Source organism: Streptosporangium sp. 'caverna', assembly GCF_003203775.1.
GTDB lineage: Bacteria > Actinomycetota > Actinomycetes > Streptosporangiales > Streptosporangiaceae > Streptosporangium > Streptosporangium subroseum.
Genome location: NZ_CP029711.1, coordinates 1,029,670 through 1,050,644, shown reverse-complemented (window position 1 = coordinate 1,050,644; position 20,975 = coordinate 1,029,670). Strand labels below are relative to the sequence as shown.

13 protein-coding genes are annotated in these 20,975 nt (G+C 70.9%); 6 read left to right on the top strand and 7 right to left on the bottom strand.

The window, feature by feature from the left end:
- Positions 1–109: 109 nt before the first annotated feature.
- Positions 110–4,657 (top strand): FtsK/SpoIIIE domain-containing protein, encoded by a 4,548-nt coding sequence (locus DKM19_RS04840; RefSeq protein WP_110694665.1) that lies wholly within the window; start codon positions 110–112, stop codon positions 4,655–4,657.
- A 162-nt stretch (positions 4,658–4,819) separates the two neighbouring features.
- Here the strand turns inward: DKM19_RS04840 and DKM19_RS04835 are convergent, their stop codons facing one another.
- Positions 4,820–5,092, bottom strand: coding sequence for a WXG100 family type VII secretion target (locus DKM19_RS04835; RefSeq protein WP_089209855.1), 273 nt, complete (start codon positions 5,090–5,092; stop codon positions 4,820–4,822).
- Positions 5,093–5,439: 347 nt separating this feature from the next.
- Between DKM19_RS04835 and DKM19_RS04830 the strand changes: the two genes are divergently transcribed.
- Together DKM19_RS04830 and DKM19_RS04820 are read left to right on the top strand one after the other, a co-directional pair.
- Positions 5,440–7,188 (top strand): biotin carboxylase N-terminal domain-containing protein, encoded by a 1,749-nt coding sequence (locus DKM19_RS04830; protein ID WP_110694664.1) that lies wholly within the window; start codon positions 5,440–5,442, stop codon positions 7,186–7,188.
- Between the two features lie 559 nt (positions 7,189–7,747).
- Complete coding sequence (locus DKM19_RS04820; RefSeq protein WP_110694663.1) at positions 7,748–9,082, top strand: hypothetical protein; 1,335 nt, start codon at positions 7,748–7,750, stop codon at positions 9,080–9,082.
- A 245-nt stretch (positions 9,083–9,327) separates the two neighbouring features.
- Here the strand turns inward: DKM19_RS04820 and DKM19_RS04815 are convergent, their stop codons facing one another.
- The 3 genes from DKM19_RS04815 to DKM19_RS04805 form a co-directional block, all read right to left on the bottom strand.
- A complete protein-coding gene (locus tag DKM19_RS04815) occupies positions 9,328–10,332 on the bottom strand; it encodes a LacI family DNA-binding transcriptional regulator (protein WP_110694662.1) in 1,005 nt (334 codons plus the stop codon).
- On the bottom strand, positions 10,329–13,100 hold the full coding sequence (locus DKM19_RS04810) for a glycoside hydrolase family 3 protein (RefSeq protein ID WP_110694661.1): 2,772 nt from the start codon (positions 13,098–13,100) through the stop codon (positions 10,329–10,331). The genes DKM19_RS04815 and DKM19_RS04810 overlap by 4 nt, the downstream gene beginning before the upstream one ends.
- A 163-nt stretch (positions 13,101–13,263) precedes the next feature.
- Entirely contained in the window at positions 13,264–14,469 is a 1,206-nt protein-coding gene (locus DKM19_RS04805; RefSeq protein WP_110694660.1) for an ROK family transcriptional regulator, read from the bottom strand.
- 235 nt (positions 14,470–14,704) lie between these two features.
- Between DKM19_RS04805 and DKM19_RS04800 the strand changes: the two genes are divergently transcribed.
- From DKM19_RS04800 to DKM19_RS04790, 3 genes are read left to right on the top strand one after another with little or no spacing between them, the layout of a single operon-like run.
- Entirely contained in the window at positions 14,705–16,378 is a 1,674-nt protein-coding gene (locus DKM19_RS04800; protein WP_305000296.1) for an extracellular solute-binding protein, read from the top strand.
- Positions 16,371–17,390, top strand: coding sequence for a sugar ABC transporter permease (locus DKM19_RS04795; RefSeq protein ID WP_110694658.1), 1,020 nt, complete (start codon positions 16,371–16,373; stop codon positions 17,388–17,390). Before DKM19_RS04800 ends, DKM19_RS04795 begins: the two co-directional genes overlap by 8 nt.
- Positions 17,387–18,286 (top strand): carbohydrate ABC transporter permease, encoded by a 900-nt coding sequence (locus DKM19_RS04790; RefSeq protein ID WP_110694657.1) that lies wholly within the window; start codon positions 17,387–17,389, stop codon positions 18,284–18,286. The genes DKM19_RS04795 and DKM19_RS04790 overlap by 4 nt, the downstream gene beginning before the upstream one ends.
- Before the next feature lie 94 nt (positions 18,287–18,380).
- On the opposite strand, the gene DKM19_RS04785 is transcribed toward DKM19_RS04790, so the two are convergent.
- The 3 genes from DKM19_RS04785 to DKM19_RS04775 form a co-directional block, all read right to left on the bottom strand.
- Positions 18,381–18,695 carry a MerR family transcriptional regulator gene (locus DKM19_RS04785; protein ID WP_239514580.1) on the bottom strand — a complete coding sequence of 105 codons (315 nt, stop codon included), beginning with the start codon at positions 18,693–18,695 and terminating at the stop codon, positions 18,381–18,383.
- A gap of 156 nt (positions 18,696–18,851) precedes the next feature.
- On the bottom strand, positions 18,852–19,313 hold the full coding sequence (locus DKM19_RS04780) for an Hsp20/alpha crystallin family protein (protein WP_110705480.1): 462 nt from the start codon (positions 19,311–19,313) through the stop codon (positions 18,852–18,854).
- Between the two features lie 299 nt (positions 19,314–19,612).
- A complete protein-coding gene (locus DKM19_RS04775; protein WP_204358656.1) occupies positions 19,613–20,905 on the bottom strand; it encodes an MFS transporter in 1,293 nt (430 codons plus the stop codon).
- Positions 20,906–20,975 lie beyond the last annotated feature (70 nt).

Below are 20,975 nucleotides of genomic sequence, written 5' to 3'. Positions count from 1 at the left end.
GGACGTTTTCCACATACCAGACGGTGACCTACGGCATTGCCGCAAACAGCCTCTCCAGAGCCGCCCACACTATGTACCTTGGATCGGGGGCCTGACCCGAGGAGCGGCGATGCGGATCATGCTCACCGTGCTCAGCGAGCACACCGACCGCGATGTCGTGGTCGAGGGCGACGAAACGACCACGGTGGCGCGGCTCGCGGAGTCACTCGCCGGGCAGACGGGCGAGCGGGCGACCAACGTGGTCCGCCTGACACGCAGCAAGGCCCCCTACGGGCTGAGCCGCGACTCCCCCGGCGCCGAACCCCCCACCCTCTGGCTGGACGGCCGCCCCCTGGCACCCACCGCCCCCGCGCTCGGCCTGCTCCGTGACGGCGACCTCGTCACCCTCGACCGCGCCCTCGCCGGGATCACCCTCGCCGAGGAGCCCGGCGGCATCGTGGAGATCCGGGTCGTCGGCGGTCCCGCCGCCGGTTCCGTGCACCGCCTCAGCCTCGGCGTCCACACCATCGGCTCCGACCCCGCCTGCGCGGTGTCCGTTCCCGACCCCCTGCTGCCCGGCGAGGCGGCCGTGGTGCGGCTCACCCCCGACGCCATCACCGTGGAGCCCGCCCCGGGAGCCGCCCACCATGCGCCGCGCCTGGACCGCGACCCCCTGGAAAACGCGGAGCCGTGGCCCGAGCACGCCCTGCTGACCTGCGGCGCGACCGTGCTGACCCTCAAGGCCGTCGAGCCTCCCGACGCGCACCTGGACGCCCAGCCCGACGGCGGTCTCGCCTACAACCGGCCGCCCAGGTTCCGGCCGCCGGGCGGCGGGCGGCGCTTCGAGGTCCCGGCCGAGCCCAAACGCGCCGAGACCATGCGGCTGCAACTGCTGACCGCGCTCCTGCCCGCCGGGCTGGGACTGATCATGGCCTGGGCTCTCAACACCTGGTACTTCCTGCTGTTCGCGCTGATGACCCCATTGATCATGCTCGGCCAGTGGTGGAGCGACAAGCGGCACGGCCGCAAGCAGTACCGCCAGCAGATCAAGCAGTACAGGGAGCGGATGAAGGCCTTCGAGGCCACCGTGGACCGTGCCCGCGCCGACGACGAGGCCGCCCGCCGTACGGCGGCGCCCGATCCCGCCGAGGTGCTGCTCACCGCGACCGGCCCCCGGCGGCGGCTGTGGGAACGGCGCGACCACGACCCCGACGCGCTGCGGCTGCGGGTCGGCCTCGCCGACCTCCCCGCCGACCTGGAGTTCGCCCCCGAACGCACCGCCCCGATCGAGACCCCGATGCCCGACCCTCCCACCTGCCACGCGGTGCCCGTGGCGCTGGCCATGCGCCGCCTGGGCGTCGCCGGCCTGACCGGGCCCCGGGAGACGACGGCCGGGCTGGCCCGCTGGCTGGTCGGCCAGGCCGCCGCCCTGCACAGCCCGCGTGACCTGGCGATCGTCGTGCTCTCCGCGCACGGCGACGGCGAGGAGCGCTGGAACTGGGTCCGCTGGCTCCCGCACTGCGCCCCGCGCGGTGGCGAGGACTGCCTGGCCCTGGTCGGCGCCGACCCCGAGGCCGCGGCCCGCCGGGTGAGCGAGCTGGCCACGCTGATCGAGGAGCGTCTCGACGAGGACGACGGCTCGGCGATGAAGCTCGGCCGGATCCCGACCGGCTGGGGCGACCTCGGCGGCGCGGAGCAGCCGCTGGCCGCCCCCGTCTACGACGAGCGTCCGTACGACGTGCTGGTCGTCCTGGACGGCGCCCAGGTCCTGCGCGCGCTGCCCGGCATGCCGCAGGTGCTCCGCCAGGGTCCCCGGGCGGGCGTCTACACCCTGGCCGTCGACGGCGACCAGCGGCTGCTGCCCGAGGAGTGCGCCACCGTGGCCGCGGTGACCTCGGACGGCACGGTCCGGCTGCGCGGCGGCGGCCTGGACGACCTCGGCGAGATCCTGGCCGACCAGGTGTCGGCCTCCTGGTGCGACCGGCTCGCCCGCTCCCTGGCCCCGATCCGCGACGTCAGCAGGGACGACTCGAGCCTGGCCCTGCCCGGGTCCGCGCGGCTGCTCGACCTGCTGGAGCTGCCCTCGGTCTCGGGAACGGCCCTCGCCGAACGCTGGGGCCGCGGCACCGAGGCCGTGGTGGGCGTCGGCCCCGAGGGGACGTTCTCGGTCGACCTGAGCCGGGACGGACCGCACGCGCTCATCGCGGGCACCACCGGCGCGGGCAAGTCCGAGCTGCTGCAGACCCTGATCTGCTCGCTGGCGGTGACCAACCGGCCGGACGAGATGACGTTCGTGCTGATCGACTACAAGGGCGGGGCCGCGTTCAAGGAGTGCGTACGGCTCCCGCACACGGTCGGCATGGTCAGCGACCTCGACGGCCACCTGACGCAGCGAGCCCTGGCCTCCCTGGCCGCGGAGATCCGCCGCCGGGAGCGCCTGCTGCTGGCCCACGGGGCGAAGGACATCGAGGACTACCACGAGCTCCGCGACGCCCAGACGGCCCGCGCCTCCCGCGACCTGCTCGTCGCCGGCGGCGGAGCCTCGTCCCGGCCCCTGCGCGGGCGTTCGGAGCCGCCGCCCGCGCTGCCCCGGCTGGTGCTGGTCATCGACGAGTTCGCGGCCATGGTCAGCGAGCTGCCCGACTTCATGACCGGGCTGGTCGACATCGCCAGACGCGGCCGCTCGCTCGGCATCCACCTCATCCTCGCCACCCAGCGACCCGGCGGCGTGGTGACCGCCGACATCCAGGCCAACACCTCGCTGCGGATCGCGCTGCGGGTCACCGAGTCCTCCGAGTCCGCCGACGTCATCGACCGCCCCGACGCCGCGCACATCTCCAAGTCCACCCCCGGCCGGTGCTACGTGAAGTCCGGCGCGGGCGGGGCGACGGCCGTGCAGACCGCCAGGATCGGCGGGCGGAGCCCCGGCGCCTCCAGCGAGGTCCGGGTCCGCGTGACCGAGGTCGGCTGGCGGGCTCTGGGGCGCCCGCTGGCCGCGCCCGACACGGCCCTCGACGGCTCCCCCGTCACCGACCTGTCCGTGCTCACCGACGCCCTGGTCGACGCCGCCCGCATCGCCGGGATCCCCGAGCAGCCGAGCCCCTGGCTTCCGCCGCTCGCCGACCTCGTCGTCACCCCCGCGTTCCCGGGCCTGTCCGGCGACGCGCTGCCGTACCGCGCGGGGATCGAGGAGGTGCCGCCGCTCGCCTTCGGGGTCACCGACCTGCCGTGGGCGCAGGACCGGCGGGCGCTGGCGCTGGACCTGGCCCACGGGGGGCACCTGCTCCTCGCGGGCGCCTCGCGGAGCGGGCGGTCCACCGCGCTGCGCACGCTGGCGGGGGCGATCGCCGCCGGAGCCTCCCCCGACGACGTGCACGTGCACGCGATCGACTGCGGTTCGGGGGCCCTGCTGCCGCTGATGGCGATGCCGCACTGCGGGGCGGTGGTGACCCGCGACCAGCTCGACCGGGTGGAGCGGCTGCTGGCGCGGCTCCGCGCCGAGATCGGGCGTCGGCAGCAGCTCCTCGCCGAGGCCGGATACGCGTCGCTGGCGGAGCTGCGCGCCATCCGGGGAGGGCCGCGGCTGCCGTGGCTGGTGCTGATGCTCGACCGGTGGGAGGGGTTCGTCGCCGCGTTCGAGGGCTACGACTACGGGCGGCTGATCGAGTCGCTCATGCAACTGCTCAGGGAGGGTCCGGCGGTCGGGCTGCGGGCGGTGGTGACCGGCGACAGGTCCGCGCTGATCGGGCAGATCTCCACGGTCTTCGACGACCGGCTGATCCTGCGGCTGGCCGACCCCGCCGACTACGGCCTCGCCGGGTTCCCCGTCAAGGACCTGCCCGCCACGATGGCCCCCGGCCGCGCGCTGTCCATCGGCGAGCACGGCGTCACCGAGAACCAGATCGCCCTGCTCTGCGACGATCCCTCGGGACCGGCCCAGGTCGCCGCGCTCCAGGCGCTGGCCCGGGCGGCGAAGGAGATCACCGCGGAGCCCCCGATGCGGGTGGACGCGCTGCCCATGCGCATCACCGTGGCCCAGACGCTGGATCTGGCGCCCTCCTTCCAGCCGCCGTCCCCGCTGTGGGCGCTGCTCGGCGCCGGAGGCGACTCGCTGGCCCCGCTCGGCGTCGACCTGCTCGCCCACGGCCCCGGCGCGGTCATCGCGGGTCCGCCCAGATCCGGCCGTTCCTCGGCCCTGCTGACCGCCACCCAGTCCCTGCTCTCCCGCGGCACCCCGACGGTGCTCGTCACCCCCCGGCGCAGCCCGCTGTGCACGCTGGTGGACGTGCCGGGCGTACTGGCCGTACTCGACGCGGGCGGCGACCTGAACGAGGCCGTCGCCGGGCAGGAGCGCTACGTCGTGATCGTCGACGACGCCGAGCTGATCGTCGCCGACTCGCCTCTCGGCATGGCCCTGGAGCAGGTGCTGCGCACGGGCAGGGACGGCGAGCACGGCCTCATCGTCGGCGGCACCACCGGCGACCTCGCCACCGCCTACCGCGGTTTCGTCGCCGAGGCCCGCAAGGCGCGCACGGGCCTGCTGCTGTCGGTCCAGAGCCCCGCCGACGGCGACCTGTTCACCGTCCGCCTGCCGCGCGGCGCGGTCGGCGGCCCACCCGGCCGCGGCCTGCTGGTCACCCTGGGCTCGGTGGTCCCCATCCAGACCGCCATCACCTGACGGGCGCGGCTCCGGTCTCCGAGCCGGTCTCCGGTCCCTGCGGACCGGCGGACGCCAGGTCCTCACCGGTCGGCGGATACCCGCCCCGGCCTCCACCGGACGGCGAAACGCCCCGGTCCGCGGGGACCGGGGCGTTTTATTCGGACGAACCGGGTCGTGCGCCTAACGCGTGGCGGACTCGATGTTTCCTCGGTAGGTGTTGATGACCCGGGAAGCCTCGGCGAGCTCCTCGGACATACGCTGGAAAGCCGCGCGGTAGTTCTGCCAGGCCTCGCTGAAACGCTGGGCCCCGGGGCCGGTCCAGGCGGTGCCGACCTTTGCGGCCTCCCGGTCGAGAGCGGCCATTGTGGCCCTCACCTGGTCCGCCTGCTGGGTGAACTGGGTGGCCATCTGCTGCATTTCCGCGGGATTGCCGCCGAGCAAGTTCTGGCTCATGCCCGTCTCCTTCGGGATCGGTGTCGAGGGGTCACCAAACGAAATCACGATAGAGGAGTGGATCACAATGATTTCGACGTTATACCGAGCGGCTATGGACTTTCCCGTGGACGCGGACGAGTTAACACGCCTCTTTATCTTGAATTTTCGCGATGCGAGAAGTAATTACCGCGACCTCCCCGAGACATCACGCGCCCCCGGCGGCTCGTGCACATGCTCGCGCTCATGAACGGTGATGCGAGTCTCAGCGGGCGGGACCCAGCGGGGTCCGGCCGCCGCCGGGACGCTTACACTCCGTTGGAGGCCCGCCGGCCCCTGTTCGCACGTACTTGAAGGGAACGACGTCGGTGCAGAAGGTCATGATCGCCAATCGTGGCGAGATCGCCGTACGGATCGCGCGTGCGTGCAAGGACGCCGGGCTGGCCAGCGTCGCGGTCTACGCCGACCAGGACCTGGACGCGCTCCACGTCAGGGTCGCCGACGAGGCCCACGCGCTCGGCGGCCAGACTCCGGCCGAGACCTATCTCGACATCGGCAAGCTGCTGCGGATCGCCGCCGACACCGGGGCCGACGCCGTCCACCCCGGCTACGGCTTCCTGGCCGAGAACGCCGGCTTCGCCCAGGCCGTGATCGACGCGGGCCTGACCTGGATCGGTCCGCCGCCCGCCGCGATCACCGCGCTCGGCGACAAGGTGCAGGCCAGGCACATCGCGCAGAAGGTCGGCGCCCCGCTGGTGGCGGGCACCAAGGATCCGGTCTCCGGGGCCGAGGAGATCGTCGCCTTCGCCAAGGAGAACGGGCTGCCGATCGCGATCAAGGCGGCGTACGGCGGCGGCGGGCGCGGTCTGAAGGTGGCCCGCACGCTGGAGGAGATCCCCGACCTCTACGACAGCGCGGTCCGCGAGGCCGTCACCGCGTTCGGCAGGGGCGAGTGCTTCGTCGAGCGCTACCTGGACCGTCCCCGGCACGTGGAGACCCAGTGCCTGGCCGACGGCCACGGCAACGTGGTCGTCGTCAGCACCCGTGACTGCTCGCTCCAGCGTCGCCACCAGAAGCTGGTCGAGGAGGCCCCGGCGCCGTTCCTCTCCGCCGAGCAGCTCGACCTGCTCTCCACGAGCTCTAAGGCGATCCTGCGCGAGGCCGGTTACGTCGGCGCGGGCACGTGCGAGTTCCTCGTGGGCCAGGACGGCACGATCTCCTTCCTGGAGGTCAACACCCGCCTGCAGGTCGAGCACCCGGTGACCGAGGAGGTGGCGGGCGTCGACCTGGTGCGGGAGATGTTCCGGATCGCCGACGGCGAGGAGCTCGGGTACGGCGACCCCGTGCCGCGCGGCCACTCGATCGAGTTCCGGATCAACGCCGAGGACGCCGGGCGCGGCTTCCTGCCGGCCCCGGGCACCATCACCGCCATGCGCACCCCGTCCGGGCCGGGGGTGCGCCTGGACGCCGGCTACGAGGCCGGTATGACCGTGCCGGGCTCCTTCGACTCGCTGGTCGCCAAGCTGATCGTCACCGGCGCCACCCGGCGCGAGGCCCTGCAGCGCGCCGCCCGCGCGCTGGCCGAGTACGAGATCGACGGCATGCCCACCGTGCTGCCCTTCCACCGGGCGGTGGTGGTCGATCCCGCGTTCGCGAGCGAGCCGTTCTCCGTGCACACCCGGTGGATCGAGACCGAGTTCGACAACACCATCCCGCCCTATGACGGGGAGATCGGCTCCGCGGAGGAGCACGGCGATCGCGAGCGGGTGACGGTCGAGGTGGGCGGCAAGCGGCTGGAGGTCGTGCTGCCGGCCGGATTCGCCACCGCCGGCCCGGCCAAGACCGGCGCCCGGCCCCCCAGGCGCGGCGGCGGCGCGGCCGGGAAGAAGGCCGTCGACGGCGACAGCCTGATCAGCCCGATGCAGGGCACCATCGTCAAGGTCGTGGCCTCCGAGGGCGACACCGTCGCCGCCGGCGACGTCATCGTGGTGCTGGAGGCGATGAAGATGGAACAGCCCCTCACCGCCCACAAGGCCGGCACCGTCACCGGCCTGGCGGCCGCCACGGGCCAGATCGTCACCGCCGGCGCGACCATCTGCGACATCAAGGGCGCCTGACCGCGGCCTGAGTGCTCCGATGCGACCGTGAGACGTGCCGGACGCGGAGTCCGGTGAGGAGATCTGGGGACAGGCGGCTTCGGCGAGGTGGCCTCCGGGCAGTGCCCCGGCCTCTTGTCACGCCTGGATCGACCGATGCCTCGGTCGCTGTCTCCTTGGGACGCGGTCGCGGCGGCCGAGGCGCGCCGCGGGCGGACTTGGGCTTGGCGGGTGGCTTGGGCGGGATGGGCGGGCGGCTTGGGCGGGGTGGGCGCCGTGACGCCGACATGGGCGACATGTATGCCGCGACCAGCGCCGAAGCGACCAGGGGCGAGACGGCGGCAAGCCGTTCCATGGTCCTTCTCGACAAGATTCCTCCACGTTGACCGGAAGATCAGCAGATGTTCCGACCAACGTGAAGAATCGATGTTGACGCTACGTCTAGAATGGATATACCAGCAGTACATAAGACTGACGACGATCTCGACACCACAGGCGGCTCGGGAGGGGATACGGTCAAGTCGTAGGGAACTCTGACGTCCACTCATTCGTCTATTCAGGACGAAGGAGGCTTTCTGCCGTGACCATCACAAAAACCGCGCCGGGTCGATTCGGTGCTGCGATCATCGCCTTGTTCATCGGGCTCCTCGCCATCTTCATGATCGCGCCCGCGGCCAGCGCCGCGGCGCCCGATCCCGGTGCGATCTCCTCGGGTCTGAAAGACGGAGATCGCTTCTTCGCCGACCCCGCGGCGGGCCTGCCGGCCAACGCCGTCGACGCCATGCGCAGCGCCGTCGAGCAGACCGACTCGGTCTACGTCGGGCTGCTTCCTCAAGGCTCGATCACCAGCCAGTCGCAGGCGAGGACGCTGCTGACCGCGGTCCGCAAGGACGTCGGCGGCAAGTCCACCATCCTGCTGATGAGCGGCACGACCCCGTTCGGTGTCTCCAACATCAAGGGCGTCGACGTCGACGAGCTCCTCGGCCGCGCCAAGACGGCCACCAGCCCGACGGACAACGTGATCAACTTCGTCAAGCTGGCGGATGACGCGGACAGCACCAGCCCCGGCTCCAGCTCGTCCTCCAGCGGTTCCGGCGGGGGCGTGCTGATCGGCATCCTCGTGCTCGCCCTGGCCGGCGGCGCCGGCATCTTCTTCTACTCCCGCAAGAAGAAGAAGGACCGCGAGGTCCGCGAGGCCGCCGAGCTGGCCGCGGTCAAGCAGACCGTGGACGAGGACGTCACCAAGTTCGGTGAGGAGATCACCGATCTTGACACCGACGTCAAGCTGCTCGGCGACGGCGCCGACCACCAGCAGGACTGGCAGCGTGCGCTCGACTCCTACGAGCGGGCCAAGGTGGAGCTCGTGGCGGTCAAGCGCGCCGACGACCTCCGCGGCGTGACCACCGCGCTGGAGGAGGGCCGCTACGCCCTCGCCTGCGTGAAGGCCCGCGTCAACCACCAGCCGGTCCCCGAGCGGCGGTCCCCCTGCTTCTTCAACCCGCAGCACGGTCCCTCGGTCCGTGACGTGCGCTGGGCACCGCCCGGCGGCGCGCTGCGCGACGTGCCCGCCTGCGCGGCCGACGCCGAGGCCATCGACCGCGGCTACGAGCCGCAGACCCGCGAGGTCATGGTCAACGGCCAGCGCCGCCCCTACTACGACGCGGGCCCGGGTTACCAGCCCTACGCCCAGGGCTACTACGGCGGCTTCGGCGACGTCATGACCGGCATGCTCGTCGGCACGATGATCGGCAGCATGATGGGTGGCGGCTTCGGATACGGCGGCGGCTACGGAGGCGGCGCGGAGAGCGGAGGTGACTTCGGCGGTGGCGGCGACTTCGGTGGCGGTGGCGGCTGGGGTGACTTCGGCGGAGGCGGCGACTTCGGCGGAGGCGACTTCGGCGGCGGAGACTGGTAGCCGACGCTGAATGACAGCTGACGGTCACTCCTGAAAGCCATAGACGGGCGCGTTCCCCTTCGGGAACGCGCCCGTCGTCATGTGACGTCCTCTCGGCCCCGGAGGACCGAACCCCAGGTGCCCCCTCGACGCTGAAGCGACCGGGTCCTCGGAGACCTTCCCCTCGGGCCGCTCGGAGACCTAACCCTCGGGCCATCCCGGTTATCCCGTTCCGAAAGAACGGGGCCCGTGATCCTCGCCCTCGGTCAGGTGCTGTTCCGCACGGTCAGCCTGGGCTGGAGCAGGGTGTCCTCCGGCACGGTGTGGCCTTCGAGTTTCTCCATGAGCAGCCGCACCGCCTGGCGGCCGACCTCCTCGGCGGGGATCAGCACCGAGGTCAGGGCCGGGCTGGACCGTTCCGCGATGTCGTCGGGGCAGATCGCCACCACCGCGATGTCGCCGGGCACCCGCCTGCCGTACTGGCGCAGTGCCCCGAGCACGTGGTTGACCGCGGCCTCGTTGTGCACGACCAGCCCCGACAGGCCGGGTCTCGTGTCGAGCAGCTCCCCGATCTCCGCGGACACCTGGTCGAAGTTCTCCTCGCACGGCAGCGCGACTCCGGTCAGGCCGTGCCGAGCCACCGCCTCGGCGAACCCCTCCCTCGTCCGGCGGGCGAAGCCGGTGCCGCGCTCGTAGACCACCGAAGGGGCGCCGAGCAGCGCGATCTCCCGGTGCCCGCGTTCGGCCAGGTGCTCCACGCAGAGCGCGCCCGCCCGCGCGAAGTCCAGGTCGACGCAGGTCAGTCCGGCCGAGTCCGCGGGGAAGCCGATCAGCACGCTGGGCTCGGCGAGCTCCTTGAGCAGCGGCACCCTGCTGTCGTGGAGCTCCACGTCCATCAGCACCAGGCCGTCCACCAGCGAGCTCGCCGCCGCCCTGCGGAGCCCGTCGGACCCCTCGTCGGCGGTCAGCAGCAGCACATCGTGGTCGTACTGCCGCGCGGCGGTGACCACCGACGTGGCGAACTGCATCAGCACCGGAACGTGCATCCCCGCCCGCAGCGGCAGGACCAGCGCGATGACGTTGGCCCGCTTGCTGGCCAGCGCCCTGGCCCCGGCGTTGGGGTGGTAGCCGAGCGCCCTCACGCTGTCCAGCACCCGCCGGCGGGTGTCGGTCGAGATCGCCCGCTTTCCGCTGAGCACGTACGACACCGTGCTCACCGCGACCCCGGCGTGCCGGGCGACCTCGCTGATCGTCACCCCCCGACCGCTCATACGGCCTTCCCGAAGGTGAGGGTGGCCACGGTGATTCCCGTATTCTCGAGCACCACATAAAGATCGTGCACTCCACGGGCGTCCGCAAGGCCGGTGCGTAACTCGGCGAGGTCGTAGCGGCCCGCGCGGGGGACGGGGATGTCGCCGATGACCGGCCCGTAGAGGGGGTCGTCCAGCCGCAGGGTGATCACACCGCCTTCGGTGCTGGTCGCCCGGACCGCGCAGGAGGCGGCTCCGGCCCCGAGGTCCACCGAGCGGAACAGGATCCACGCCCCCTCGGCCGTGGACCGTACGGCGTCGCCGGAGACCCTGGCCGCGTCCACGAACGCCACCGAGTCGTACTCGTCGTGGTCCACCGCGGGGATGGGGCCGTCGAGGACGGCGCGGGGCGGGATGTCCTCGCCCTCGACGTGGAAGCGGGCGCTCAGGCGGAAGTCGCGGGCCGAGCTGCCAATCATGATCTTGTGGGGTGCGTCCTCGACGACGAACCGGTTCCTGGTGACGTCCCAGAAGGCCAGGTCGCAGACGTCGAAGGTCCAGCCGACCCTGGTGCTCTCCCCGGGGGCGAGCCGCACCTTGACGAAGCCGCGCAGGCGTCGCAGGGCCTGCTTGACCCGGGAGCGCTGCTGGTGGGTGTAGATCTGGACGACCTCCACCCCGGCGCGGGAGCCGGTGTTGGTGACGGTGGCCGAGGCGGTGACCTCTCCGTCCAGCACCGACACGGTCAGGTCGCCGTAGTCGAAGGTGGTGTAGCTGAGTCCGTGGCCGAAGGGGTAGAGCGGGGTGCCCCTGAAGTACTGGTAGGTCGCGTCGGCGGCGATGATGTCGTAGTCGAGCAGGTCGGGCAGCTCGCGCGCCGAGCGGTACCAGGTCTGGGTGAGCCGCCCCTCGGGGTCGGCGTCGCCGAACAGCACCTCGGCCAGCGCGTGACCGTACTCCTGGCCCCCGTGCGAGGACCACAGCACCGCGGGCAGGTCCTCGTCGGCCCAGGTGACCGGGTAACCGCTGCTGATCACCATGACGGTCCTGGGGTTGGCCGCGCGTACGGCCCTGACCACGGCCTGCTGCGCGGCGGGCAGTGCCAGGTCGAGGCGGTCCTCGGTCTCCCTGCCGTTGACCAGCGGGTGGTCGCCGACGACCACCACGGCGACGTCCACCGTCGCGGCGAGGGCGGCGGCGGCCTCGGCGCCGTTGACGATCCGCTCCATGGTCAGCCAGACGGCCGCGTCGGCGTCGTCGACCAGGCGGAACACCTCGCCCTCCAGCGCGACGTAGCGGCCGGTGGAAATGTGCCGGAGCGCCAGCGCGCCACGCGGCCGGTCCTCCATCCGGAAGGTCTGGCGCACCTCCCAGCCGCTGGGGCCCGGCTGGTCGTTGACCAGCACGCCGCCGTCGTCCACCGACAGGTAGCGTCCGGTCGCCGTGGCCCGCAGCGCGTATGATCCGCCGCCCCAGTCGAAGAGGTCGAACGTGTCCGGCTCCGTGCCGATCCCGAGCGGCCCGCCGTCGAGGTCGACGATGACGGAGCCGCCCTCGGCCGACAGCGTGATCCGGTCCACGGCCTCGCAGAACAGGGTCTCGCACCGCTCGGAGAGCCCGGCGCGGGCGGTGACGGCGTACGGGAGCGTGCCCGAGTACCAGTCCTCCATCAGCGTGTCGCCGAGCTGGCCGATGACCGCGATCGTCCTGACCGAGGTCAGCGGGAGGATGCCGTCGTTGCGCAGCAGCACGATCGAGCGCCGGGCCGCCTCGCGGGCCAGCGCCTGGTGCTCGGGGCAGTTGACGACCGCCTCGGTGATGTCGTCGTACGGCGTGGCGGGGTCGAACTCGCCCAGCCGGAAGCGGATGGACAGCGCGTGCCGTACCGCCACGTCGAGGTCCGACTCGGTGAGCAGGTCCCGCTCCAGCGCCCGGCGGATGTGCCCGAGGGTGGCCTCGGTCCGGTCGTCGTCCTGGGTGAAACTGTCGAGCCCCGCCTTGATCGCGTGGGCGTAGGCCTCGGGGACGTCGTCGTAGTAGGCCTGCAGGCCGGTGAAGTTGCCGGGCGCGTAGGCGTCGCTGACCACCAGGACGTCGTCGGGCGCCCAGTCCCGCAGCACCTCGTTGATCAGCGGGCTGAGGTGGGCCGGGCGGCCGTTGACCAGGTTGTAGGAGGGCATCACGGCGACCGCCGCCCCCTGGGCCAGAGCGGGCCGGTAGGCGGGCAGCTCGTACTCGTGCAGCACGCGCGGCGGCAGGTTGCTGGAGGTGACGCAGCGGTCGGTCTCGTTGTTGTAGCCGAGGAAGTGCTTGAGCGTGGGGGCGGTCTTCAGCACCGTGGGATCGCTCCCACGAAGGCCGGAGGCATACGCCGTGGCCATGACACCGGTCAGCCACGGGTCCTCGGAGTAGCCCTCCTCGTTGCGGCCCCAGCGGGGGTCTCGGAGCGGGTTGACCACCGGCGCCCAGACGTTGAGCCCGGCCGCGTCCGGGTCCTTGTGGTGGAAGGCCACGACCTCGTCGCTCGTCGCCTCGCCGACCCGCCTGACCAGCTCCGGGTCCCAGGTGCTCGCCAGCCCGACCGCCTGCGGGAACACCGTCGCGGGTCCCATCCAGGCCAGTCCGTGCAGCGCCTCGGTGCCGGTGCGGAAGCGGCCCAGGCCGAGCCGCTCGACCGGTGCGTGGTACTGGTGCAGCAGCCCGACCTTCTCCTCCAGCGTCAGCCTGGCCTGAAGGTCTGCGATCCGCCGGGCGAGGGGGAGCTCCGGGTCGCGGAACGGTTCGTTCATCTGGGGGGACCATCCCTTTGAGAGCGTCGAAGCGCTTCGACTAGCGCCCGTGAAAACGCGCCTCTGTCGAAGCGCTTCGATAATCGGTCCAGGAAAGCTCCGTTCGTTACACGCGTGTTTCGAACGAAGCTTCCCTGAAGGGTGCACTCCTGTGAGGCTCAGGTCAAGAGATGCGGGGCAACCGACCCGAATCCACCGAGTCGAGGACCCTGGCCGCACCGCCCAGCGCCGCCGCGCCATATCCCAGGGTGGAGGCCACGACCCGGCAGCCCCCGACGTCCGGCGCGATCGTGCGCCCCCGCATCTCGGCCTCCACCTCGGGCAGCAGCCACGGCGCCAGCGGCACGTAGTAGCCGCCCAGGATGACCACGTCGGGGTTGAGCAGGTTGGCCATCACGGCCACCCCCTTGCCGAGGTTGCGGCCCACGGTGCCCAGCACGTTGAGCGTGCGGGAGTCGCCCGCGCGGGCCAGCCGTACCACCTCGTCGAGCTCGACCTCGACCTCCGCCGGGGAGAGCGCGGCGTGCTCCAGCACCGCCCCGATCCCGGCGACGGCCTCCAGGCAGCCCAGGCGCCCGCAGCGGCACTCGGCGCCGAGCGGGTCGAGCTGGATGTGGCCGATCTCCCCGGCGTATCCCTGACCGCCGCGGCGGAGCCGTCCGTCGAGGATCACCCCGGCGCCGACCCCGATCTCGCCGGTGAGGTAGACCAGGTTGGCCGCCCCCGCCTGCGCGCCGAAACGATGCTCGGCCAGGGCCGCGAGGTTGGCGTCGTTGTCGACCTGAACGGAGAACCCCGGGTCGCGCAGGGCCTTCGCGAGGTCGCCGCTCAGATCGACGTCGTGCCAGCCGAGGTTGGGCGCGATGCGCACGGTGCCGTCCGTGCCGACCAGTCCCGGCACGCCCACGGTCAGGCCGAGGACCTGACGCTCCTCCTTGGCCATCCGGTTCACCACCCGGCGGACGATCGCCGCGACTCCCGCGATGGCCTGACCGGCCGTGACGGTCGCACCGGCGAAGGAACGCCGCCACGACAGCAGCCTCTCCCCCGACAGGTCCACCGCGACGGCGGTGACGTAGTCGACGTTGATCTCGATGCCGATCGCGGCGTACGGCGAGCCGTCGAGCACCAGCATCGTGGCCGGGCGGCCGACGCGATTCTCGGTCAGCCCGGTCTCCCTGACCAGGCGGCGGTCGATCAGGTCGGCGACCAGGCTCGACACGGTCGCCTTGTTGAGACCGGTGGAGGCCGCGATGTCGGCTCGCGAGCACGGCGCGTGCTCGCGGACGAATCTCAGCACGACGGCGAGGTTGGTGGCCCGGACGTCGGCGAAGTCGGCCGGCTGCGGGTCAGTCGTAGATGTGATCAAGGTCAGTCCCGCTCCCGCTCGGCCAGGCTGGCCCCATCATGCCCCATCGTTCACCAATCTGTGACCACCACCCTGGCGGTCCGCGATCGACGGTCCCTTGTGGCGGAGGTCACCCTCGACTAATTTGTTTGGTCGAAAGACGAACTAATTCTACCAACAGCCACCCCCCGCCGACACCCCCTGACAGGTGTCGAACCAACGAAGGGAGCGCCCCGTGAAGGATCTCCCCCGAGGCGTGACGACGAGCAGACGTGGATTCCTCGGTCTGGTAGGACTCAGCGCGGCGATGGTCGCCGGCGGCGGCCTGCTCGGCGCGTGCTCCGCGCCGAGCGGCCCCCGACCTGGCGGTGGAGGCGCCACCGCGGCGGCGGCGGACACGCTGACGTCCCTGACCCCCGCCTACACCGCCTTCGCCGGCGTCAAACCCGACCTCCCCGGCACCGTCTCCAACCTTCCCGGAGTGCCCGACGTCAGCGGCGGTTTCACCACCTACCCCGCCGCCCCCGCCGCCGCCCTCACCCAGAAGGCGGGCAAGGGCGGCACCTACAAGGCCATGACGCCGCTGTGGGGCCCGCCGCCGCCCGGCCTCGCGGACAACTCCTACTTCCAGGCCGTCAACGCCGACATCGGCGCGACCGTGGAGTTCCAGATCACCGACGGCACCGTCTACGGCGACAAGGCGATCGCCCGGCTCGCCGCGGGGGACGTCCCGGAGATCATGGTCATCCCGAGCTGGGAGATCGAGAAGATGGCGGACTTCAACACCGCCGTCGATCAGGCCTTCGAGGACCTCACCCCCTACCTGCAGGGTGACAAGGTCAAGCCGTACCCCCTGCTGGCCAACCTGCCGACCGCCGCGTGGCAGTGGTCGGTCTGGAACAACAAGCTGATGGCGGTGCCGTTCCCCACGGAGCCGTACCCCTACGGGCTGCTCTACCGCAAGGACCTGTTCGAGAAGAACGGCTGGAACGCGACTCCCAAGACCGCCGACGAGCTCTACCGGCTCGGCAAGGAGATCACCGACCCCAAGGCGAAGCGCTGGGCGTTCGGCAGCATCCACGAGATGATGTGGCCGACCTTCGGCATCCCTCAGGAGTGGCGCTACGAGGGCGGCAAGCTCGTCTACAAGTACGAGACGCCCGAGTTCGAGCTGATGCTGGAGTTCATGCAGAAGATCTACAAGGAGGAGCTGGTCCACCCGAACGTCGTCGGCAGCAAGGGCGCCAACGAGAAAGACCTGATCGGGTCCGGGCAGATCCTCGTCTACCGCGACGGGCTCGGCGGCTGGAAGGAGCTGCTCCAGCAGCACACCGGCAAGAACCCCGACTTCGCGCTGGGCATCTTCCCGCTGTTCGCCCACGACGGCGGCACGCCGATCATGTATCACAACACCGCGGCGGGCATCTTCACCTTCGTCAAGAAGGGGCTCCCGAAGGAGAAGGTGGAGGAGATCCTCTCCATCCTCAACTGGACGGCGGCGCCGTACGGCACCAAGGAGTACGAGCTCGCCAACTTCGGCGTGGAGGGCAAGCACTTCGCCCGGGGAGCGAACGGCATCCCGGAGGTCAACGACCTCGGCCGCAAGGAGGTCGCCTACACCTACGGCTTCCTCGGCGGGCGCCCGCTGTACGTGGACTGGCCCTTCCCCGAGGCGGTCAAGCTCAACGTGGAGTGGCAGAACGCCAGCTTCAAATACATCGAGAAGATCCCGTTCGACGGGATCCGGGTCCAGCGGCCGTCCAAGATGTCCGGCCTGCAGATTCCCACCGAGGACAAGTTCACCGACATCATGCGCGGCCGCCGGCCGGTGAGCGACACCAAGCAGATCGTCACGGAGTGGCGGCGGGACGGCGGCGACGAGGCCCGCGACTTCTACATGAAGGTCCTGCGGGACAACGGCCGTGCTTAGCGACCGCTTAAGGACCGGGCCGGCGGGTGACCTGACCTCACCCGCCGGCGCCGGCACCTCCAAGGATGTCGGTAAGAAGGCCGCCAGGACAAGCCGGACGCGCCCACCACTGCGTTCCCGGTTGAAACGTGACTGGCAACTGCTGCTGATGACGTTTCCCGCGATCGCCCTGCTGGTCGTCTTCCACTACGTTCCCCTGCTCGGCAATGTCATCGCCTTCCAGGACTACTCGCCCTACGTCGGCATGAAGGACAGCCCGTGGGTCGGCCTGTCCAACTTCCAGTGGCTGCTGCTCGACGAGAGCTTCTGGGACGCGACCCTCAACACGCTGTCGATCACGACCTTCCAGCTGATCTTCTACTTCCCCGTTCCGATCATGCTGGCCGTGCTCCTCGACAGCGTGGTGCGGCCCCGCCTGCGCCTGTTCGTCCAGGGCATCGTCTACATGCCGCACTTCTTCTCGTGGGTGCTGGTCGTGACGCTGTTCCAGCAGATGTTCGGCGGCGCCGGCGTTCTCTCGCAGACGCTGCGGAACCAGGGATACAGCGGCTTCGACCTCATGACGAACCCGGACACGTTCATCGCGCTCGTGACGGCGGAGACGGTCTGGAAGGACGCCGGCTGGGGAACGATCATCTTCCTGGCCGCGCTGGCGGCCATCAACCAGAACCTCTACGAGGCCGCCGCCGTCGACGGCGCGAGCCGCTGGCGGCGACTGTGGCACATCACCCTGCCGGGGCTGCGCCCGATCATCGTCCTGCTGCTCATCCTCCGTCTCGGAGAGGCGCTGAACGTCGGCTTCGAGCAGTTCTTCCTGCAGCGCGACGCGGTCGGCAGGGACGCCGCCGAGGTGCTGGACACCTTCGTGTACTGGCGCACGCTGCTGACCGGCGAGTGGAGCTACGGCGCGGCGGCGGGCCTGGTCAAGGGCCTGGTGGGGCTGATCCTGATTCTGGTGGCCAACAAGGTCGCCCATCGATTCGGCGAGGACGGGATCTATAAACGATCATGACGACTCTCCCGCCCTGGGCCGAACGGCCGAGCCGCGCCGGCGGACTCCTCAAGGGCCTCATCCTCACGCTCATCACGGTGTGCGTCCTGTTCCCGATCTATCTCGTCGTGCTGACCAGCTTCTCCACGCAGGAGGCGGTCACCGAGGCCGGGGGCCTGGTCACGGTGCCCGGCCATCTCTCCCTCGCCGCCTACGAGGAGCTCTTCTCCGGCGGCGTGGTGAGCAGGTCGGTCATGGTCAGCCTCGGCGTGACCCTCGTCGGCACGGCGATCAGCCTGACCGTCACGGTGCTGGCCGCCTACGGCCTGTCCCGGCCGGGCTCCCTGATGCACCGGCCGCTGCTCTTCCTCGTCCTGCTGACGTTCCTGTTCGGCCCAGGGATGATCCCGAGCTATCTGCTGATCAGCTCGCTGGGGCTCATCGACACGTACTGGGCGCTGATCCTGCCCGGCGCGGTCGCCGCGTTCAACCTCGTGGTGATGCGGGCGTTCTTCATGAACATCCCCGCCGAGGTGACCGACAGCGCGCGCATCGACGGCGCGAGCGAGTTCCGCATCCTGACGAAACTCGTGCTGCCGATGTCCAAGGGCGTCACCGCGGTCATCGGCCTGTTCTACGCGGTCGGCTACTGGAACTCGTTCTTCAACGCCGTCCTCTATCTGAACGACAACGCCAAGTGGCCCCTGCAGGTCGTGCTCCGGCAGTACGTGCTGCAGGGGCAGTCCCTGATCGTCGGCCAGTCGGGAGACACCACGATCGCCGGCCAGTCCCTGCCCCCCAGCCTCGCGATCCAGATGGCCATCGTCGTCGTCGCGCTGCTCCCGGTGCTGTTCGTCTACCCGTTCATCCAGCGGCACCTCACCAAGGGAGTGATCATCGGCGCCATCAAGGGCTGACGGAAGAACGACCTCTTCGGCGGACGGAGGCCCGCACAGGTGCCAGGAGCGCGCGGCCCGGCGTGTCCGCTGGATGGAGAGCGCGGCGAACAGGTCAACGACCCCGGGATCTCGCGTGCGGAGGGACATCCCCGGAAGCCCGCGTTCTGCGTTCATCAGAGGATCGCCGCTTCTCGCGGACGGCACGTTCCCCGGCCAGCTCCGCCTTCAGCTCGGCGACCTGGTGCCGCAGCTCGAAGATCCGGCGGACGGCGACGAGGCTAATACCCTCGCCGACGAGCTCGATGGCGTCCTGGAGGTCGTCGATCTCATGGCGGGTGTAGCGGCGCTGACCGCCGGTCGAGCGTGCCGGCCGCACCACGTCGTGTTCGTCGAGACGGCGAAGGAAAGCCTGCTGGACGTGGAGCATCTCGGCCACCTGGCCAACCGAGTACAGCGGAGCGTGCTCGTCGTCGAACGGCAGCCGGACCATCACCGCTCCTTTCTTGACGTCTGAACCGCGACAGGGTGGGTGCCGGACTCCGGCACCCACCCTGTCGCGGTTCGACGTTCGAATCCCGGCCGCTCAGCCCTTGATCGACTTCTGGGCGAACGTGTTCTCGGTCTTCTGGATCTCGACCTTGCGAGGCTTGGCCCTCTCGATCACCGGGATGCGCACGGCCAGGACGCCGTTGGAGTAGGCGGCGTCGACCCTGTCGCTGTCGAGATGCTCGGAGAGGTAGACGCGGCGGGTGAAGGTGCCCATCGGGCGCTCGCGCACGAACAGGCGGTCATCGTCGCCGTACTCCTCCTCGCGGCTGCCGCTCACCGAGAGCACGCCGCGGTCGACGGTCACCTCGATGGAGTCCGGGTCGATCCCGGGAAGGTCGAACTTGAGGAGAACGTCGTCCTTGCGGCGGACACCGTCCAGCGCCATAGCCCCCCGCGCGCCGTCGTCTCCCCCTCCCCGTCCGAGGGCCTGCCGAGCGAGCCGGTCGAACTGACGGTCGAACTCCTGGACGAACGGATCGATCGACGTCAGCAGCATCGGTACCACCTCCATTGAACCGGGCAGGTATCCTCAAGCCTGCCCTCTAGAAAACCTGTCGCTTCAGTTATAGATAATCAGGCGCAGAGAACGCAAGTAGTCTCCAGTAAAAAATGCGCCCTCCCTCGGGACCGCCTGCTGGAGTGACGCCTGCCGCGTTACGATCCACCGTCCGAGCCGTCCCTGACCCTGCACCGGAAGTCCGATCAGCCCTGCCGAGAAGGCGTCGGCCCCCGGCCTGACGAGCGGTTCGCGGCCACAGGACAAGCGGGGAATCCGCGGACCGAGAAGGCTGTCGGTCACCGGCTCCGGGGTGCGCGGCCCGGGGCCAGGGGGACGCCGAGCAGGGGGGCCGCCGCGGCGACGGCCCACACCACGGTCCACGAGGACCGGTCGAGCAGGACGGGAATGACCAGGGGGACGACGAAGCCCACGGTGAAGAGCGTCGTGCCCTCCAGGCCGAGTGCGGCACCCGCCCGGCCGGCACCCGCCATGGTGGCGATCTCGGTGTAGGCGACGCCGTGCCAGGCGTTGGCGAGCACTCCCCCGACGGCGAGGGCGGAGGCGACGAGGAGGACGGGTGCGCCCGCGAGGGTGAGAACGGCCGCGCAGGCGATGGCGACGCCCGAGAGCGCGCCGGTCGCCCGGAAATAGCCTCGGCGGTTGCCGTGTCTGTCGGTGTACCGGCCGCTCCAGACACGCGCCGCCGCGCCGCCGAGCTGCGCCACCAGGACGACCAGGGAGCCGGCGAAGGCTCCGGCGTGCTGCGCGTCGTGCAGGAAGATCACGGCGAAGGTGAGGATGGCCATCTGGGGGACGGACAGCAGGGCGCTCGCCAGCGCGAGGCGCCAGACCTCCCAGCGACGGAGCGGCGAACGCTCCCGCACCGGCTCGCCCGCCGCGCCCACACTCACCGCTTCTCCGCCGGCCGTTCCCCCTCCGGCTGGGGTCGCGTCGTTGGGCTCGTGGAGCCACCGCCAGGTCGCCACCGCCGTGACCAGGCAGAACGCGGCCAGCACGGTGTAGACCGCGCGGAAACCGTGGCTCGCGGCGAGCCACGGCATCAGGGCGACCCCCACGGCGCCGCCCGCCGGGATCGCGGTCTGGCGGATGCTCATCGCGAGGCCCCGCTGCCCCTCCCGGAACCAGGTCATGACCGCGCGCCCGGACGACCCGTTGACGCTGCCTCCGAGGACACCGGCGAGCAGCAGCCCCACCGCGAGCAGGGGCGTCGGGGGCGGCCCGTCACCGGTGGGGACGACGGCGAGACCCATGAGCACGAGCAGCGCGCCGGTGGAGATCAGGCCGGTCAGCAGGATCCGCCTGTCACCGAACCGGTCGGTCAGCAGTCCCCACACGATGTCGGACGCCGCGACGCCCAGCGCGGTGCAGCCCAGGACCAGGCCCAGCTCGCCGGTCGACAGGCCGTAGTCGGCCCGCATCGTGATCGCCGTGACCGGGATGCCGGAGAACATCGCGGAGAAGCTCGCCTGCGCGGCCACGCCGACGCCGAGGATGACCCAGCGATACTTCGGCCCGAAGCGTGGCCTCCGGCGCGACATCCCCGGCGCCTGGTCTGCGTGAACGGGCACGGACTCTCCCCAGGTAAATAACCCCTCAATGCGGTTACCCACCTTGGCAATGCGGCCTATAACCTGTCAA

Coding starts and splice junctions, on each gene's coding strand:
- DKM19_RS04780 (WP_110705480.1), bottom strand. CDS start 19,313: ATGCTGCTGACGTCGATCGATCCGTTCGTCCAGGAGTTCGACCGTCAG.
- DKM19_RS04785 (WP_239514580.1), bottom strand. CDS start 18,695: ATGCTCCACGTCCAGCAGGCTTTCCTTCGCCGTCTCGACGAACACGAC.
- DKM19_RS04810 (WP_110694661.1), bottom strand. CDS start 13,100: ATGAACGAACCGTTCCGCGACCCGGAGCTCCCCCTCGCCCGGCGGATC.
- DKM19_RS04815 (WP_110694662.1), bottom strand. CDS start 10,332: ATGAGCGGTCGGGGGGTGACGATCAGCGAGGTCGCCCGGCACGCCGGG.
- DKM19_RS04835 (WP_089209855.1), bottom strand. CDS start 5,092: ATGAGCCAGAACTTGCTCGGCGGCAATCCCGCGGAAATGCAGCAGATG.
- DKM19_RS04790 (WP_110694657.1), top strand. CDS start 17,387: ATGACGACTCTCCCGCCCTGGGCCGAACGGCCGAGCCGCGCCGGCGGA.
- DKM19_RS04840 (WP_110694665.1), top strand. CDS start 110: ATGCGGATCATGCTCACCGTGCTCAGCGAGCACACCGACCGCGATGTC.